This is a genomic window from Micromonospora sp. NPDC005171 (assembly GCF_040608575.1).
In the GTDB taxonomy this organism is placed as follows: Bacteria; Actinomycetota; Actinomycetes; order Mycobacteriales; family Micromonosporaceae; genus Micromonospora.
The window spans coordinates 86319-101235 of the sequence record NZ_JBEXIM010000019.1 but is presented as its reverse complement, the minus strand read 5'-3'; the positions used below and the strand labels follow the sequence as shown (position 1 = coordinate 101235).

14 protein-coding genes are annotated in these 14917 nt (G+C 71.0%); 6 read left to right on the top strand and 8 right to left on the bottom strand.

Going from position 1 to position 14917, the window contains the following annotated elements:
• Positions 1-41: 41 nt before the first annotated feature.
• From ABZU74_RS21910 to ABZU74_RS21895, 4 genes are all read right to left on the bottom strand, one after another.
• Positions 42-965, bottom strand: a complete 924-nt coding sequence (locus tag ABZU74_RS21910; RefSeq protein ID WP_355426775.1) for a SpoIID/LytB domain-containing protein — start codon at positions 963-965, stop codon at positions 42-44.
• Positions 966-971: 6 nt separating this feature from the next.
• Positions 972-1856 carry a peptidase inhibitor family I36 protein gene (locus ABZU74_RS21905; RefSeq protein WP_355426773.1) on the bottom strand — a complete coding sequence of 295 codons (885 nt, stop codon included), beginning with the start codon at positions 1854-1856 and terminating at the stop codon, positions 972-974.
• Between the two features lie 33 nt (positions 1857-1889).
• On the bottom strand, positions 1890-2753 hold the full coding sequence (locus ABZU74_RS21900; RefSeq protein ID WP_355426770.1) for a peptidoglycan-binding domain-containing protein: 864 nt from the start codon (positions 2751-2753) through the stop codon (positions 1890-1892).
• Positions 2754-2937: 184 nt separating this feature from the next.
• Entirely contained in the window at positions 2938-3978 is a 1041-nt protein-coding gene (locus ABZU74_RS21895) for an NBR1-Ig-like domain-containing protein (protein WP_355426767.1), read from the bottom strand.
• A gap of 138 nt (positions 3979-4116) precedes the next feature.
• On the opposite strand from ABZU74_RS21895, the gene ABZU74_RS21890 reads away from it, so the two are divergent.
• Entirely contained in the window at positions 4117-4533 is a 417-nt protein-coding gene (locus ABZU74_RS21890) for a hypothetical protein (RefSeq protein WP_355426764.1), read from the top strand.
• Between the two features lie 70 nt (positions 4534-4603).
• On the opposite strand, the gene ABZU74_RS21885 is transcribed toward ABZU74_RS21890, so the two are convergent.
• Positions 4604-6643, bottom strand: a complete 2040-nt coding sequence (locus ABZU74_RS21885) for a hypothetical protein (RefSeq protein ID WP_355426761.1) — start codon at positions 6641-6643, stop codon at positions 4604-4606.
• Between the two features lie 75 nt (positions 6644-6718).
• A complete protein-coding gene (locus tag ABZU74_RS21880; RefSeq protein ID WP_355426758.1) occupies positions 6719-7963 on the bottom strand; it encodes a hypothetical protein in 1245 nt (414 codons plus the stop codon).
• A gap of 45 nt (positions 7964-8008) precedes the next feature.
• Between ABZU74_RS21880 and ABZU74_RS21875 the strand changes: the two genes are divergently transcribed.
• Positions 8009-8554 (top strand): ABATE domain-containing protein, encoded by a 546-nt coding sequence (locus tag ABZU74_RS21875; protein WP_355426756.1) that lies wholly within the window; start codon positions 8009-8011, stop codon positions 8552-8554.
• Between the two features lie 84 nt (positions 8555-8638).
• On the opposite strand, the gene ABZU74_RS21870 is transcribed toward ABZU74_RS21875, so the two are convergent.
• The gene (locus ABZU74_RS21870; protein WP_334497513.1) at positions 8639-8785 is read right to left on the bottom strand and encodes a hypothetical protein; all 147 of its coding nucleotides are present in this window, start codon (positions 8783-8785) and stop codon (positions 8639-8641) included.
• Between the two features lie 237 nt (positions 8786-9022).
• Positions 9023-10237, bottom strand: a complete 1215-nt coding sequence (locus ABZU74_RS21865; protein ID WP_355426752.1) for a cellulose-binding domain-containing protein — start codon at positions 10235-10237, stop codon at positions 9023-9025.
• Positions 10238-10678: 441 nt separating this feature from the next.
• Between ABZU74_RS21865 and ABZU74_RS21860 the strand changes: the two genes are divergently transcribed.
• The 4 genes from ABZU74_RS21860 to ABZU74_RS21845 all read left to right on the top strand — a co-directional run bounded on the left by ABZU74_RS21860 (position 10679) and on the right by ABZU74_RS21845 (position 14900).
• Entirely contained in the window at positions 10679-12658 is a 1980-nt protein-coding gene (locus tag ABZU74_RS21860; protein WP_355426749.1) for a translation factor GTPase family protein, read from the top strand.
• 159 nt (positions 12659-12817) lie between these two features.
• Positions 12818-13204: a YciI family protein gene (locus ABZU74_RS21855; RefSeq protein ID WP_355426746.1), complete on the top strand. Its 387-nt coding sequence runs from the start codon at positions 12818-12820 to the stop codon at positions 13202-13204.
• Positions 13204-14502 (top strand): sigma-70 family RNA polymerase sigma factor, encoded by a 1299-nt coding sequence (locus ABZU74_RS21850; RefSeq protein ID WP_355426743.1) that lies wholly within the window; start codon positions 13204-13206, stop codon positions 14500-14502. Before ABZU74_RS21855 ends, ABZU74_RS21850 begins: the two co-directional genes overlap by 1 nt.
• 44 nt (positions 14503-14546) lie before the next feature.
• Positions 14547-14900: a VOC family protein gene (locus ABZU74_RS21845; RefSeq protein ID WP_355426740.1), complete on the top strand. Its 354-nt coding sequence runs from the start codon at positions 14547-14549 to the stop codon at positions 14898-14900.
• The last annotated feature ends 17 nt before the right edge of the window (positions 14901-14917 follow it).

Sequence of the window (14917 nt, the reverse complement as noted above, 5' to 3'; positions counted from 1 at the left end):
CCCGCCGCGATCGCGGCGGGCGGCGCGGTTGGTGCGTGATTTCAGGAGAGCGCGATGTCGCTGTAGTAGTAGCGCAGAATCGCCTGGTAGTTCTTGCCCTGGTTCGCGAGGTCACGCGAGCCGTACTGCGACAGCCAGTCCCCGTCCACCCAGCCACCGCAGGCGGTCGTCGTCGCGCAGTAGTGCGCCCGCAGGATGTTGCCGCTGCGGGTCATCCGGGCCGACCAGGTCCGGTCCACCGCTGCGGACGTCGACGACTGTGCCGACGACGGCCGATAGACCTGGTCGCCCGTGTCGTCCCGGACGTCGTAGCACTGGCCGCCGGACGTCTTCCGGGTCGAGTGCAGCGCCCAGTACCAGGCGTAGCTCTTCACGGCCATCGCACCGGCGTCCAGCGAGGCGGCCGGCCAGCTCGTGATCCACTCGTTCGGGAGGACGTTCTTGACGTACGTCTTGAAGTCGACCCGATCGACACGCCCGAGACTGACCCGGTAGACGAGGATGGTGCTCGGCAGCTTGCTGTTGGTGCCGTCGGTGCTACAGCCCGTCGGCCCGCTCAGCAGTTCGTGCGAGGCGTTGTTGTTCTTCAGCGTGGCGTTGAGGTTTGCCATTGCGCCAGCCGCGAAGTCCTGGTAAACACCGGCGAAGTTGCTGTTGAAGTAGACCCGCACCGTCTTGCCGGTGCGGTTCCACACCGACGCGGCGTTGTTCTTCACGCACAGACCCTTGCCGCTGCCCGCGCCCTTGAAGTCGTAGCAGGTCGGTTGGGTCGTACCGTAGTCGTCCAGGGAGTCGGTGAAGTCGGAGACCGAGCCGGCCTGGTTGCTGTTGTAGTAGTAGCAGAACTCGCCGCTGTCGCAGGTTCCGTCCCGGGTGGCCGCCGCTGCCGGCGTGGCGACACTCAGGATGGAGGTGGACATGGCGAGGACGGCGCCGACGACGGCGAGGCCCTTGCGGATATTCACGGTGTCCTACTTCTCGTTGTAGCCCTGGGAGTTCCAGAACGCGGTCGGGTCGGCGTTGTCCAGGGTGGAGTCGCCGACGCTGACGGCCGCGTGGGTCTGCCGGCCGGCCCGGACCTCGACGTGGGTGTGCGCACCCGAGCTGGAGGACACCCCGTGCCACGACTCGTCGGCGATGATCTCGCCCTTGCTGATGGCGTCGCCCACGCTCACCCCGGACCTCGGCGCGGTGTGCAGGTAGATCACCGTCTTGTTGAGCGAGGAGTTGAAGACGGAGATCGTGGACAGGCCGCCGCTGCCGGTGGCGCCCTGCGCGACGTAGATGACCGTTCCGGAGACCAGGGCGCGCACGTCCGAGCCGACGCTGCGGGCGATGTCGATGCCCTCGTGCCGGCCGGGCGTGGTGGTGTAACCGTCGAAGCCGCACGTGACCGTGCCGCCGCTGGCCTGGTACAGGGCGTACGACAGGTTCGTGCGCGTCGACGGCGAGAACTGGTGCGAGGCGTTGTTGTTCTTCAGCGTGGCGTTGAGGTTGCCCTTGGCGCCGGCCGCGAAGTCCTGGTAAGAACCGGCGTAGCCGCTGTTGTAGTAGACACGTACGGTCTTGGTGCTGCGGTTCCAGACCGAGGCGGCCTCGTTCTTGATGCACAGGCCCTTGCCGGCGCCGGCGCCCTTGAAGTCGTAGCACGAGGGCTGCTCGGTGCCGTAGTCGTCGAGCGAACCGGTGAAGTCCGAGATCGATCCCGCGTTGTCGCTGTTGTAGTAGTAGCAGAACTCGCCGCTGTCGCAGACCCCGTCTCGGGCCGCCGCCGACGCGGGCGATCCGACGCTGAGGATCGAGGTGGTCGCGGCCAGCGCGACGCCGACGGCGGCGAGACTCTTACGGATGTTCATGGTGTCCTTTCAGAAACGGTGAGGGGGTGCGGGTCACTGCCCGCGCTGGTACTGCTCCCAGGTCTTGATCGGGATCTGGGGGCCGTCGTCCGGTCCCTGGTTGGCCAGGCCGTTCATGCCGAGGTAGTAGTCGCCGACCTGGTGCTGCGCCTGGCTGGACAGGTCCGTGTCGTTGATCGCGGCGGCGTGGATGTGCCACGGCCAGTCGCCCTGATTCGGGTTGCGGACCCAGGCGGCGAAGCCGACCTGACGCAGGGCCCGGGCGACGGCGGTGCGCCTGGCGGCGGTCATGCCGGTGACCGCGATGTCCACCACACCCCCGCCGTCGTGCGTACCGGCCGAGGTGGGGTCGCCCCCGGGGTTGTACGACCCCTGGTCGAGCACCAGGGGGTAGCCGAGCAGACGCTGCGCCTCGGCCAGCATCGCCTGGGTGCGGGCGTTGACGACGTACCCGTCACGCTGCACCTTCGCGCCCGGTCCGATCGTGTTGCCGACCGTGTAACGGTTCTGCCCGAGCTTCGTCAGCGACGTCGTGCCGGGCAGCCCGTTCGCGGCCAGCCCGGTGTAGCCGAGTGAGCGCTGGTACGCCGCGTACGCCGAGACGGTCACGGTGCCGAAGTAGCCGTCGACCCACTGCGCGTTCAGCAGACCCTTCGCCTGGAGCGCCTGTTCGACGGCGAGTACGGAGTTCTTCGCGCCGGGGGTCAGTGTGTTGTCGGCACGGCGGGGGTCGATCTGGGCGGCCAGGACGGTGGCCTCCATGTCCACGACCGGCCACGAGGCCGCGGTGACGGTTCGCTGCGCTGTGGCGCCGGATGTCGCGGCCCAGGCGTGGGCCGGGACGCCGACGGCCACGCAGAGCGCGGCGAGCCCGACGGATAACCAGGGACGGCGCACTGTCGATCCTCCTCGCAATTGGTGAGTCGTTCGGAACGGACATCACAGTGCGAGAATCGACGTGCTGTTCGGTACCCCTGCTTGCTGTCAGATCCGTCAGGACGGCAGCGACCTCGGTGGATGTGGTGTTGTCAGCTTTGCGCGTTCGCACTCTGACACCGGTCCGGGCGACCGGAAGCCGCGCTCAGGCGGTGACGGTGACCATGAAGTACACCGGCCGGCGGGTGGGAAAGAACTCCTGCCCGTTCTCGTCGACCATCTTCCAACTGACCCAGCATTTCCCGGGGCGGCTCGGCGCGGTGACCTGAACGCTGATCATCACCTGCTCGTCGGGCGGTGTGTCACCGATCGCCACCCGGTCCGGCACCTGGCAACCGTCGGCGTCGGCGGTGGGGTTGGTCCGGGCGAGGAAACGGTTGTGCCAGGCGATTTTGCCCACGTTCTTGAGGGCCCACACCTTGACGAACTGGGAGTTCACCCGCACCTGCGTGCCGTCGGGGATGGTGACGTCGGCGATGAACTTGCTGGAGTCGCCGGGGATCAGCGAGTCCGAGAACGCCGACGCCGACGCTGACGGCGACACCGACGGCGACGGCGAGGACGACGCCGCCACCGCGCCAGGGTCGTCCCGGGACGACCGGCCGCGGACGATGACGCCCAGGACGGCGACCATCGCCACCACCAGCACCACCGCAGCGGCGGCGAGCCACGGCAGCCGCTGCCGCCGCGCACCCACCAGCTCCTCGTCGGTCTGCGGGTACCCGGTGGCCCGCAGACCGCCCTGCTCCTCCGGCGACGTCGCGGGCACGCCGGACACCACGGGCTCGTGGGTTTCCGCGGATTCGGTCCTGGTGCCAGGCTTCGGTTCACCGGCGGTGGTCGAGCCTTCGGCGCTGGTCGGGGAAGCGGCGTCGACCGGCGCGACATCACCGTCCGCGATGCGGTGGACCGACCCGAGGCGCTGTGCGTCCTCCCATCGGCGTCGCCACTGGGCCTCGTCCGCCTCGCAGGCCCGGACGAACTCCCGGACCGTTTCCCAGGAGGGGAACCTGGTTCCGGCGGCCGCCTCGTGCAGCGTGGTGTGCGAGATCCGGCCCGAGCGCCCGGCCATCTTCCGGAACGACGGGTCGCCCACGCTGGTCCGCAAGGTCCGTAGCTGTTCGGCGAACCTCTCGGCGGCCTGTCTGTCCTGAATCGGCTGGGCGGCGGAACGCTGGTCCTTCATCACTCCCCCATGTCAGACGACGTTGTCAGGCGTTGTCAGAGCGTGTCAGAGGCTACCGAACGGGCCACGGCCGCCATCAATGTGGTGCATCGACGACACCGGGGGTGACGGTCCCCGGTGCATTGAAGGAGGTCACCGATGAAGAGTCTTTCCCGACGTGGCGTACGCATCCTCGCGGCCGCTGGTCTTGCTGTGCCCGCGACGCTGGCGTTCGCCGGACCCGCGCACGCCGAGACCAACCCGCGCTGCGCCGGCTCGGTGCAGATCGGCGCGACCGCGTACGTCACTGTCGGCGGTCAGACCGCGGCATCGGTCAAGCAGTACAAGGGCTGCGGCAAGAACTACGCCTACACGTACGTGTGGCAGCAGTATCGGGCCAGCCACGGGTCGTACCAGGTCTGCACCTCCATCGTGACCGGCAGCACGCTGCGCGATCTGCAGTGTTCCAGCGGCCCGGACGTCTGGTCCCTGGGCGCCAACACGCTGTCGGTGTGCACCCGGGCCCTCGGCGGCATCTCGGACGTGGCGCAGAAGGAGACCGAAGTGCGCTGCTGACCCGACGATCGCGACGTTTCCCGGTGGGGCGCTGGCACAGCCGGCGCCCCACCTCCTCCCGAATCTCGCGTCACGGGCAGGGTGTCCGCGCGCAGACATCGATGACCCTGCCGGTGAGCAGGAAGACCGCCTTCTGTTCCTGGGCGCCGGCCTGGGCGCGGGGGAACTCGTGCGGATCGTCGCCGAACTCCGGCCCGGCCGGTGCGAGGTTGGTCGGCGGTGGCGCGTAGGCCGCGCCGCTGTTCCAGATCACCATCGCCGAGCCGGTGTACGGGTAGCGGCGGATCGGCGTGATGCCCCAGTACGGCCGCACGTCCAGTGACCAGCCGCCGGCGAGCGCGGGGGTGTGCAGGCGCGCGCCGATGGTGCGCGCCTGCACCTCCGCCGCGGCGGGCGAGACCTGCTGGTCGCCGAACGCCACGTGCATCAGCACCTGGTGCGCCGGGGTGCGCGGTAGCGGCCGGTCGGTCATGTGCTGGGCGTACCCGTTGGCTTCGGACCGGTCCCACAACATCTGCAACAGCGCGAGGATCAGCTGTTGGTCGACCTTGTCCGGGTAGTAGCCGTCCAGCACGGTCTGGAACGGTGCGAAGTCCACACTGCGTTGCAGCAGCGTGGAGTAGTTCATCGCCGGTACGCCGAGCACCGACCGGGTCCAGTCCTGGGCGATGGCGGTGAGCGCGCCTCCGTTGATGCCGCCCTGGCTGTTGCCGTCGTAGTGCAACCCGCCACGGCGATCGATCAGCGGCCGGGCGGTGGCGTCCCGGAACGCCGGGTGGGCGGCGAGGCCGGCCGGGTGGATCATCGCGCGACCCAGGAAGAGGAAGTTCAGGAAGCTCTGCTGCAACCGGTCCGCCACCGCGGGGAAGGCACTGAGGTCGGTGAAGGCGCCGGCCACGTGGGGGACGTCGGCGGCGGCCATGCCGATCCAGCTGGTCGCGCAGAAGGTGAAGTTGTGGGTGTTCGACATCGTCTTGACGTTGCCGGCGTTGATTTCGGTCGGTCGGCCGAGCAGGCCGTGGCCGTAGAGCGAGAGGTGCGCGGGCCTCGCAGCCGAGGCGCTGCGCGGGATGTTGCAGACGAAGTCCGCCGCCACCGTCTTGCCGGACGGCGTGGGCAGGGCGTCCGGCGTGGGCGGCGTCCCGGCGCCCCCGGCCGGCCCGTAGTGCAGCCGGGAGCCGGGCCCGCCGTCGCCGGTCAGATAGGACGGTACGTCGATGGTGCCGCTCACCTGCCGGGCGATCAGCGGATCCTGCTCCGGTGGATAGTCGGTCACCTGGGTGACGGTGACCGACGGCGCGGCCCGGCCGAGGTCGGTGAACGCGTCGTCCCGGACCGCCACCATCCGCCCGGTCAGCCCGTGCCGGCTGGCCACTGTGAAGTCCCAGGCCAGGTAGAGGCTGTGCCGCTGGACGCCGATCCGAGTCAGCTCGCTGAGGATCCGCCTCAGCTGTGGCGCCCGAGCGTCGCGCTGGTGGAGGCCGGAGCCGGTCACGTACGCCGTGAACGCCTTCGGCGCCGGGATCGACGCCCCGTCGCCGTTCCGCAGCCCGCGCAGCCCGACGACGTAGCGGGTGCCCTCGGCCAGCGCCACCGCCGGCCGGATGATCAGCAGCTGACGGTCGGGCTGGCCGGCGGCGTGCGCGTCCAACTCGGCCCAGTACGGCGTGCGCTCACCGGTGCGGGTGTTGAGCAGCACGATCGGCGCGTCCGGCGCCAGCGAGCGGCCGATGTCGGTGACCGGCGCGATCCCGCTCGCCGCGGCGTCGAGGCCGGGTACCCGCACCAGGATGGGCGAGCCCGGACTGAACCCGTCCTGCCGGTTCCACTCCGTCGGGTCGATCGGGGTTCCGTGCACGTTGGCGGGCATCGCGGCGGCGGCGAAGCGCACCCGTTTGCCGGTGGGGCTGCTCCGGTCCGGCACTGTGAAGTAGTCGTTCGGGAAGGGCAGTAGGCAGGCGGCCGGGTCGATCGGGTCGCAGGACGGGTGCGCGGTTGGTGCGGGAGTCCTTGGCGGTGCCGCAGGGGCCGCCGTGCCGAGCAGGACGGCACCCGCTGTCACCAGCACGGACACGGCGAGACGGAGCCCTCTGGAGGTGGTCACACGCATCTCCTTCGACGCTGGACGGCGGATCGATGCAGGGGCCGACGGTGGTGGTGTTCTTCCTACGCTTGTGAAAGAAACTCAGCAAGAGTCGATGTGTCCACTCAGGCCCGATCGCGGGCGGCGCTGCAGCAGCAGGCCGCCAGCGATCCCCGCGACGATCGGGAAGGCGGCGACCAGCAGCAGTTGGGCGCTCGCCGACAGGGGGGCGGCGAGGCCCAGGAGCCCGGCGCCGATCGCCGAGGCCGCCACCTTCAACCCGGCGCCGATGGTGAAGACCTGGGTACGGATCGCCTCGGCGGCCAGCTGATTCCGGGCCAGGAACAGCGCCGCCGCGAACGGCCCGGTGCAGAGCCCCGACAGCGCGAACAGCGCCGCGGCCAGTGCCAGGGAGTGCACAGCGGCGGCCAGCGCGAGCGGTACGCCGACCGCGGCCATGGCCCAGACCGTCACCCGGGGCGCGCGGGACGCCGGCAGCGGGCGCCATGCCCAGAGCAGCGATCCCACTAACGCGCCACCGGCGGTCACGCTGAGGAGCAGACCCGCTCGGGTGGGTTCGTGCGCAGCGGCAGCGAGGGTGGTGGCGACGACGGCCAGACCGCCGAGGCCCAGTTGGCCGAAGCTGGTGGTGAGGGTGATCGTTCGCAGGGCCGGGATCCGCGCGATCGCGCGGGCACCCTCGAACAGGCCGGCCGCTCGTGTCCGCTTCGCCGTGGCGGAGGCGACCAGGCGGAGGGATGCGACGCCGAGGGCACCGAGCCCGGCGGCCACCGCGAGCGTGAGGGTGCCGGCGCCCGGACTGGCCGCCGCCGCCAAAAGCCGCACCGTCGCCGGCCCGAGCATGCCGGCGACGCTGTAGGACAACGAGTCCAGTGCGAAGGCGCGAGCCTCCTGCCCGGGGCTGGCCAGTGCGGCCAGTCGGCTGGTCAACCCACCGGTCAGCGCAGGCCCGCAGCATCCCGCCGTCGCGAGGACCAGGCAGGTCTGCCACAGCGGCGCCTGACCGAGCAGGGCGACCGAGGCGGCGAGGGCGGCGGCGAAGACGGCGATCGCGCCGGCCAGCACGGCTGCCGGCCGTCGCGACCGGTCCACCAGCGTACCGACCAGGGGCGCGGCCACGACGTGGGGGAAGAGCAGGGTGGCGACCAACGTTCCGCCGACGGCGGCGCTGTCCGTCCGGTCCAGGGCGAGGATCACCAGCGCGACACGTGCGCCCTCGTCGGCGGTACGCGCCAACAGCGCCGCGGCCAGGTAGTGGGTCAGTCGAGGGCCGTCCCGGCGGGCACCGGGATCCACGTCCGTCACCTGTTCAACCGGTGATGCCATCGCATCACTCTTGCATCGCATCACGTCACCGGTCAATATGGTGACGTGAGGTTCGAGTTCACCGCCGACCGGCCGGTACTGGACTTCCTCCCCACGCTCGCCGAGCGCGGCCACGCCGATGTCGAGCAGCTGACCGCCCCGAGAGATGTGGCCGAGTGGGCCGTCCAGGCCGGCATCGTCGACCAACCGCCCGCTGTGGACGACGTCGGGCTGAGCCACGCCAGGGCGCTCCGAGAGGCGATGTTCCGTCTGGTCCAAGCCCTGATCAACGGAACCGAAGCGACCACCGCAGACCGTGAGCTGGTCAATACGGCCGCGGCGGAGCCGCTACCCGCGCTGCGCCTTGAGGCCGACGGAGTGCACCGCGACGGCGACCTTTCCGCCGTCCTGGCCGTCCTGGCACGCGACTGCCTGGAGTTGCACGCCAGCGACGACCGTCTGGCCCTCCGCTGGTGCGCCGACGAGCACTGCACCCGAGCGTTCGTCGACCGGTCGCGCGGCGCCCGGCGGCGCTGGTGCGGCATGCGCGGCTGTGGAGACCGCGCCAAGGCTGCCGCGTACCGCCAGCGACGGCGCACCCCGGCCCCGTGAGGACAACAGACTCACGGCCGGTCGCCGGCAGCACTTTCGCGATCTGGCTGCCGGCCACCGGCCGCATTTATGACGACGGAAGGGTCACGCGGTGATCACCGGCCAGGCGTACGCGAGCAGGGCGCAGGCGGCACCCAGAAGCGCGAGCGAGACACCCCTCGTGGGCAGCGGCAGGGCGGCGAGCACGATCAGGATGACGGCGATGACGTAGAGAAATGCCTGGGCCGACATGGTGTTCTCCTCGATCAGGGGTAGAGGGCAGCTGCCCTTCATCCGCCGGGATGCCCCCGGGCGTGATCTCGGAAACCTCCTGCCGGCCAGGGCATGCCCACAGTGGTACGAGCGGCTCGTCGTCGCGGTCGCGGTCGCCGACGCGGTCGAGGGTGTGACCCAGGTTCCGGGTCACACCCTCGACGCATTCGTCAACGATGTAGGCGTCGCTGACGGTCGCCGCCCACGACCTCGACGTCAGCAGCCGATCCGGCTGGACCCCACAGCGACGTCGTCGTACCAGAGGGTGTCGGCTCCGCCGCCGTAGCTCTCCCAGCCCAGCTTCAGGTCGGTGAGCTGCGGCCGCCAGGTGCGGTTGTACCACTGGCCGTCGATGTCGTGCGTCGGTGCGCCGTCCGCGGTCAGCCCGGCGATGGCGGTCCCGTCCACCCAGGTGCGCAGCTGACCGGCCGCGCCGTCCACCATGAACTCCACACAGGTCCACCGGTTGGTGGGTAGCGGCAGGCTCTGCGCCACCCCGGCCGGGCTCTGCTCGGGCAGGGTCGCGTCGTCGGAGGCGCGGTTCCACTGCAACGCGCCGTTCTGGCCACCCAACCGCAGGTCCTTGTTGCCGTCGGCAGCATCGGTCATCGCCATCATCGTGGTGTGTTCGGTGGGCTGGGCGGTGGTGTGCCGGACCCAGATTCGGCCGTACCGGACGCTGCCCACGCTGCTGAGGTTCTTCGTGGACCTGATGAAAACGTGGTTGCAGTACCCGGCAGCGCCGTTGATCCGGACCGACCGGCTGCCGCTGTGCGTGGTGGCCGTGTCGATGGTGGCGGTACCAGCGCCGGAACAGTCCGGACTCACCACGGCCCAGTCGCCGGACGGTGTCGACCCGGTCTGGCTCTCGAAGCCGTCGCAGAGCACCGCGCCGGCACACCCGGCCGGCGGCTCGGTGGTGGGCGGCGGGGTGGTCGGCGGGGGCGTCGTCGGTGGCGGCGTCGTCGGCGGGGGCGTGGTCGGCGGCGGCGTCGTCGGTGGGGGCGTTGCGCCGTTGCACGGTACGCCGTTCAGGCTGAACCCGGTCGGCGCGGCACTACTGGAGCCGTAGCTGCCCTGCAACCCGAACTCGGTGGAGCCGCCGGCCGGGATGCTGCCGTTGTACGACGCGTTGCGGGCGGTCACCGTCGATCCGGACTGGCTGACCGTGGCGTTCCAGCCGTTGGTGACCCGCTCGTCCCCGGCGTACGTCCAGGTGACGGTCCAACTGGAGACGGCCGTGTCCCCCGGGGAGACCTTGACGGTGGCGGTGAACCCGCCGGGCCACTGGTTGGGCGTGTAGTCGACCCGGCAGCCCTGGGCGGCTGCGGCCGGGCCGGTGAGCACTGCCGCTCCGGTGGTGGTCGCGGCGGCGGCCAGCGCGGCGACGACCACCAGGGTCGACGTACGGCGGGCGCGGAGATTCGTCATGAAGGGTCCTTCTGCCATCGAGCTGAGCGGAGGCGGCACGGCGGCGCGTCCGGGACGGACGCGGCGCGACAACGTGCCCTGGATGCGGCGCGGCGGTGCGCCACAGCGACCGGTCGTGCGTACGACCGAAGTGCCCGGCTCGGGGTGGACCTGTCAGCCGCCGATGGCCCGGTCCCCCGGGCCTCGGCGGCGCCCATCCTCAATCTATTGATACATGGCTATCTAATCAAGCGTCGGCACGCCGGGTGGAGGCAGGTGACGACCGGCGGGGTCTTATTCGATGGCACTGCCGGTCCCGACTGTGCCAGCCTGACCCGAAGACGACCCGGGCCACCAACGGCCCGGCGTCATGACGGGACCGAACCGACGGGAGCACGGCGATGCGAGGCCTCGACACCTTCCCGCCCATCCGGACGCGAACTTTCGAGGACCCGTCAGCCCATGCAGACCGTCAATCTTGGCATTCTCGCCCATGTCGACGCCGGTAAGACCAGCCTGACCGAGCGCCTGCTGCACAGCACCGGCGTCATCGACCAGCTCGGCAGCGTCGACGCGGGCACCACCCAGACCGACACCGGCGAGATCGAACGCCGCCGGGGCATCACCATCCGCAGCGCGGTCACCTCGTTCGCACTCCGTGACCGCCAGGTCAACCTGCTCGACACCCCGGGACACAGCGACTTCGTGGCCGAGGTCGAACGCGCGCTCGGGGTTCTCGACGCGGCGATCCTGGTGCTGTCGGCCGTCGAGGGGGTCCAGCCGCACAGTCGGCGGATCATGCGAATTCTCCGGTCGCTCCGGCTACCCACGCTGATCTTCGTGAACAAGATCGACCGGGTGGGCGCCCGCACCGACGAACTGGTCGCGGACGTGCGCCGGCTGCTGACCCCGGCCGTCGCCCCGCTGGGCACGGTTCACGCGCCCGGCACTTCCGGGGCGGCCTTCCGGCTCTACGATCCGCGATCCGGCGGCGACGCAAACCGGCTCGCCGAGGCCCTCGCCGAGCACGACGACCGGTTGCTGGCCGCCCTGGTCGACGACCTGCCACCCGACCCGAGCCACCTGGACGAGGCACTACGTGCGCAGGCCACCGCCGGCCAGGTCCACCCGCTGCTGTTCGGCTCGGCGCTGTCCGGCGCAGGCGTAGCCGAGCTGCTGGACAGCATCGCGGCCCTGCTGCCGACCTCGCCGTCGGCGGAGCCCGAGCCGCGCGCCAGGGTCTTCGCCGTCGAACGCGACGCCGCCGGCGAGCGGGTGGCGTACCTGCGCGGCTACGGCGGGCAGTTCCGGACGCGGCAGCGCGTGGTGGCGTACCGCCGGGAGCCGGACGGTCGGTTCACCGCGACCCGCGGCCGGATCACCCGGCTCGACCTGGTCGGCGCGGCCGTCGACCAGGCCGGGCCGCCCGGGCGGGCGCACGGGCCGACCGCGCTGACCGCCGGGCACATCGCCCGGGTCACCGGGCTGACCGGGGTACGCCTCGGCGACCAGCTCGGCAGCCCGGCCGGCCTCGACGGGCGGTCGTACTTTCCGGCGCCGACCCTGGAGTTGGTGGTCCGACCCCGCGACCCGGCGCGGACGCTGGCGCTGCACGCCGCTCTGCTGGACATCGCGGACGCCGACCCGTTCCTCCGGACCCGGGTCGCCCCGGACGGCGGCACGAGCGTGCTGCTCTACGGCGAGGTGCAGCGCGAGGTGCTGACTGCCACGCTGGCCGAGGTGTACGGGATCGAGACGGAGTGTGGTCCGGGTCGACTCGTGCACGTCGAGCGGCCGACCGGTGTCGGCGCCGCACTGGAGATCATCGGGCACGGTTTCTTCGGCACTGTCGGCTTCCGGGTCGAGCCCGGCACCGGTGTGGACTACCGGCTCGATGTCGAACTCGGCTCACTGCCGCTGTCGTTCCACAAGGCCATCGAGGCGGCCACCCGGGCCGCGCTCGACCAGGGACGGCACGGCTGGCCGGTGACCGACATCCGGGTCACCCTCACCCACAGCGGCTACTGGTCACCGATCACCACAGCGGGGCATTTCCGGGACCTGGCCCCGTACGTCCTCATGCAGGCGCTCGCCGAGGCGGGCACCCGGGTGTTCGAGCCGTGCCGCCGGTTCGAGGCCGAGGTGCCGACCGACCGGCTCGGCCCGGTCACCTCGTACCTGGTCCGGCTCGGCGCCCGGATCGATGGCACCGACCAGATCGCGTCCGGCTGGCGGATCGGTGGGCTGCTGCCCGTGCGGGTCGAACCGGAGGCGCAGCGGCGGCTACCGGACCTGTCCAGCGGAGAGGCGTTGTGGTCGTCGGCACCCGGCGGCGACCGTCCGATGTCCGGCGACCCGCCGAGCCGGCCCCGCACCGATGGCAACCCGTTCGACCGGACGGAGTACCTGCGGTTCCTCGCCCAGCCGAGAAACCGGTCATGAATCGTCGCCGTCTGACGCGGCCTGACGGGCGGAGGCGCGGTTCGGGGAATCGGTTGCGTCGCGGCGAGAGAATCCTCCGGCGATGTCGATTCGCGGGCCGCTCGTTCGACGAGTGCGTGCGAGGGTCGGGAGGCGGCCCCGTCGGATGAGGAGAACACGATGTCGAGGTACATGTTGATCATGCGCGGCACCGACGAGACGAACGCGGCCATGATGGCCTCGATCGATGAGGCGATGGCCGCGACCGGTCGGTTCATCGAGGACATGATGAAGGCCGAGGTTCTCGTCGCCGCCGAAGGTCTGGACGATCCGCGCCAGGGCGTCGTGGTCGACTTCGGCGGCGAGACATCGGTGGTCACGGACGGTCCGTACGGCGAGACCAGGGAGTTGTTCGGGGGTTACTTCCTGCTCGACGTCGCCACGAAACAGGAGGCGGTCGAGTGGGCCAAACGGATCCCGGCGGTGCGTGGTTCCAAGATCGAGGTTCGGCGGGTGGCCGAGGCCGACGAGGTCCCGCAGGGCGGCGAGAGCAACGGCCAGGTCTGATGGGTACGGCCGACGTCGAGGCCGTCTGGCGGATCGAGTCGGCGCGGATCGTCGCCGCGCTGACCCGGTTCACAGGCGATTTCGGGCTGGCCGAGGATGCCACCCAGGAGGCGGTGGCCGAGGCGCTGGTGTCCTGGCCGCGTGCCTCCCCGGCCAATCCGGCCGGCTGGTTGATGGCCACGGCCCGGCGGCGGGCGATCGACGCGATCCGCCGCCGGGCCGCCCTCCAGGACCGGTACGCCCTGCTGGCGGCCGAACCCGCGCTCGATGAGGAGATCGACCCCGACCGGATCGACGACGATGTGCTGGCGCTGATGTTCGTCAGCTGCCATCCGGTGGTCTCCCGCGAGGCGCGGGTGGCGCTGACCCTGCGGGTGGTCGGCGGCCTGTCCAGCGAGGAGATCGCCCGCGCGTTCCTGGTGCCCGTGCCGACCGTGCAGGCCCGGATCACCCGGGGCAAGAAGACGATCGCGGCGGCCGGGGTGCCGTTCGAGCTGCCACCGGCCAGGGAGCGCCGGGAGCGGCTGGGCGGCGTGCTCAGCGTCCTCTACGTGATCTTCACCGAGGGGTCGACGGCCACGTCGGGCGATCGGCTGCTGCGCCCCGACGTGGCGTACGAGGCGATCCGGCTGGCCCGCACACTTGCCGCGCTACAGCCGGACGAGCCGGAGGTGCACGGCCTGCTCGCCCTGTGCGAGCTGACGGCCGCGCGCTTCCCGGCGCGGACCGACCCGGACGGCACCCCGATCCTCCTCGCGGACCAGGACCGCCGGTTGTGGGACCTCTCGGCGATCAGTCGTGGGCTGGCCGCGCTGGCCAGGGCCTCGCAGCGCGGCCTGGGCCCCTACGGTCTGCAGGCGGCCATCGCGGCCACTCACGCGTCGGCACCCTCGATCGAGGCCACCGACTGGGCCCGGATCGTCCGGCTCTACCAGGCGCTCGGCCGGGTCGCGCCCTCACCGGTGGTCGACCTCAACCGGGCTGTCGCCGTCGCCATGGCCTCGGGCCCGGCGCCGGCCCTGGCCATCGTGGACGAGCTGATCGCCTCGAACCGGCTCCCCGGCTCACACCTCGTCCCGACCGTACGCGGTGAGCTGCTGACCCGCCTCGGCCGGCTTGCGAAGGCGCGCGCCGAGCTGGAGTTGGCCGCCCGGGGCTGCGCCAATCGGCGCGAAGCCTCAGTGCTGCTGCGCAAGGCAGCCGCGCTGGGTCACCCGGACCGTGGCCGACCGGCTACTCCTGACGGTGCAGATCCAGAAGACCGCCTCGACCAGGCCGGCCCCTGTCCTGGCCGATAGTCCGGATAATCAGGAAAGTCCAATCGCCTGAGCTGGAGGTCCGCATGCGCGTCGTCCGCATTCTGCCCAACCTTCCGGTGGCTGACGTCAGCGCCGCGAAGGGCTTCTACACCGACTTTCTCGGTTTGAGCACCGAGGCGTTCAACCTGGGTTGGGTGGCCCGCTACACCTCATCCGATCCCGACGTGGCCGTGCAACTCGTCTCCGGCGACGCCTCCGCGCCCGAGGACTCGGTCATCAGCGCCCAGGTGGACGACGTGGACGCCGCCTATGCCGAGGCACAGCGGCTCGGCTACGAGATCGTGCACCCGCTGACCACCGAGCCGTGGGGCGTGCGCCGGTTCTTCGTCCGCGCCCCGGACGGCAACGTCATCAACGTGGCAGCGCACCGCTCCTGAGGCGACCCGGCCCTTGC

What these genes read in the sequence shown, in the direction of transcription:
- ABZU74_RS21860 (WP_355426749.1), top strand. Translation starts at nt 10,679, where the DNA reads ATGCAGACCGTCAATCTTGGCATTCTCGCCCATGTCGACGCCGGTAAG.
- ABZU74_RS21855 (WP_355426746.1), top strand. Translation starts at nt 12,818, where the DNA reads ATGTCGAGGTACATGTTGATCATGCGCGGCACCGACGAGACGAACGCG.
- ABZU74_RS21895 (WP_355426767.1), bottom strand. Translation starts at nt 3,978, where the DNA reads ATGAAGGACCAGCGTTCCGCCGCCCAGCCGATTCAGGACAGACAGGCC.
- ABZU74_RS21865 (WP_355426752.1), bottom strand. Translation starts at nt 10,237, where the DNA reads ATGACGAATCTCCGCGCCCGCCGTACGTCGACCCTGGTGGTCGTCGCC.
- ABZU74_RS21885 (WP_355426761.1), bottom strand. Translation starts at nt 6,643, where the DNA reads ATGCGTGTGACCACCTCCAGAGGGCTCCGTCTCGCCGTGTCCGTGCTG.
- ABZU74_RS21890 (WP_355426764.1), top strand. Translation starts at nt 4,117, where the DNA reads ATGAAGAGTCTTTCCCGACGTGGCGTACGCATCCTCGCGGCCGCTGGT.
- ABZU74_RS21850 (WP_355426743.1), top strand. Translation starts at nt 13,204, where the DNA reads ATGGGTACGGCCGACGTCGAGGCCGTCTGGCGGATCGAGTCGGCGCGG.
- ABZU74_RS21845 (WP_355426740.1), top strand. Translation starts at nt 14,547, where the DNA reads ATGCGCGTCGTCCGCATTCTGCCCAACCTTCCGGTGGCTGACGTCAGC.
- ABZU74_RS21905 (WP_355426773.1), bottom strand. Translation starts at nt 1,856, where the DNA reads ATGAACATCCGTAAGAGTCTCGCCGCCGTCGGCGTCGCGCTGGCCGCG.
- ABZU74_RS21880 (WP_355426758.1), bottom strand. Translation starts at nt 7,963, where the DNA reads ATGGCATCACCGGTTGAACAGGTGACGGACGTGGATCCCGGTGCCCGC.
- ABZU74_RS21870 (WP_334497513.1), bottom strand. Translation starts at nt 8,785, where the DNA reads ATGTCGGCCCAGGCATTTCTCTACGTCATCGCCGTCATCCTGATCGTG.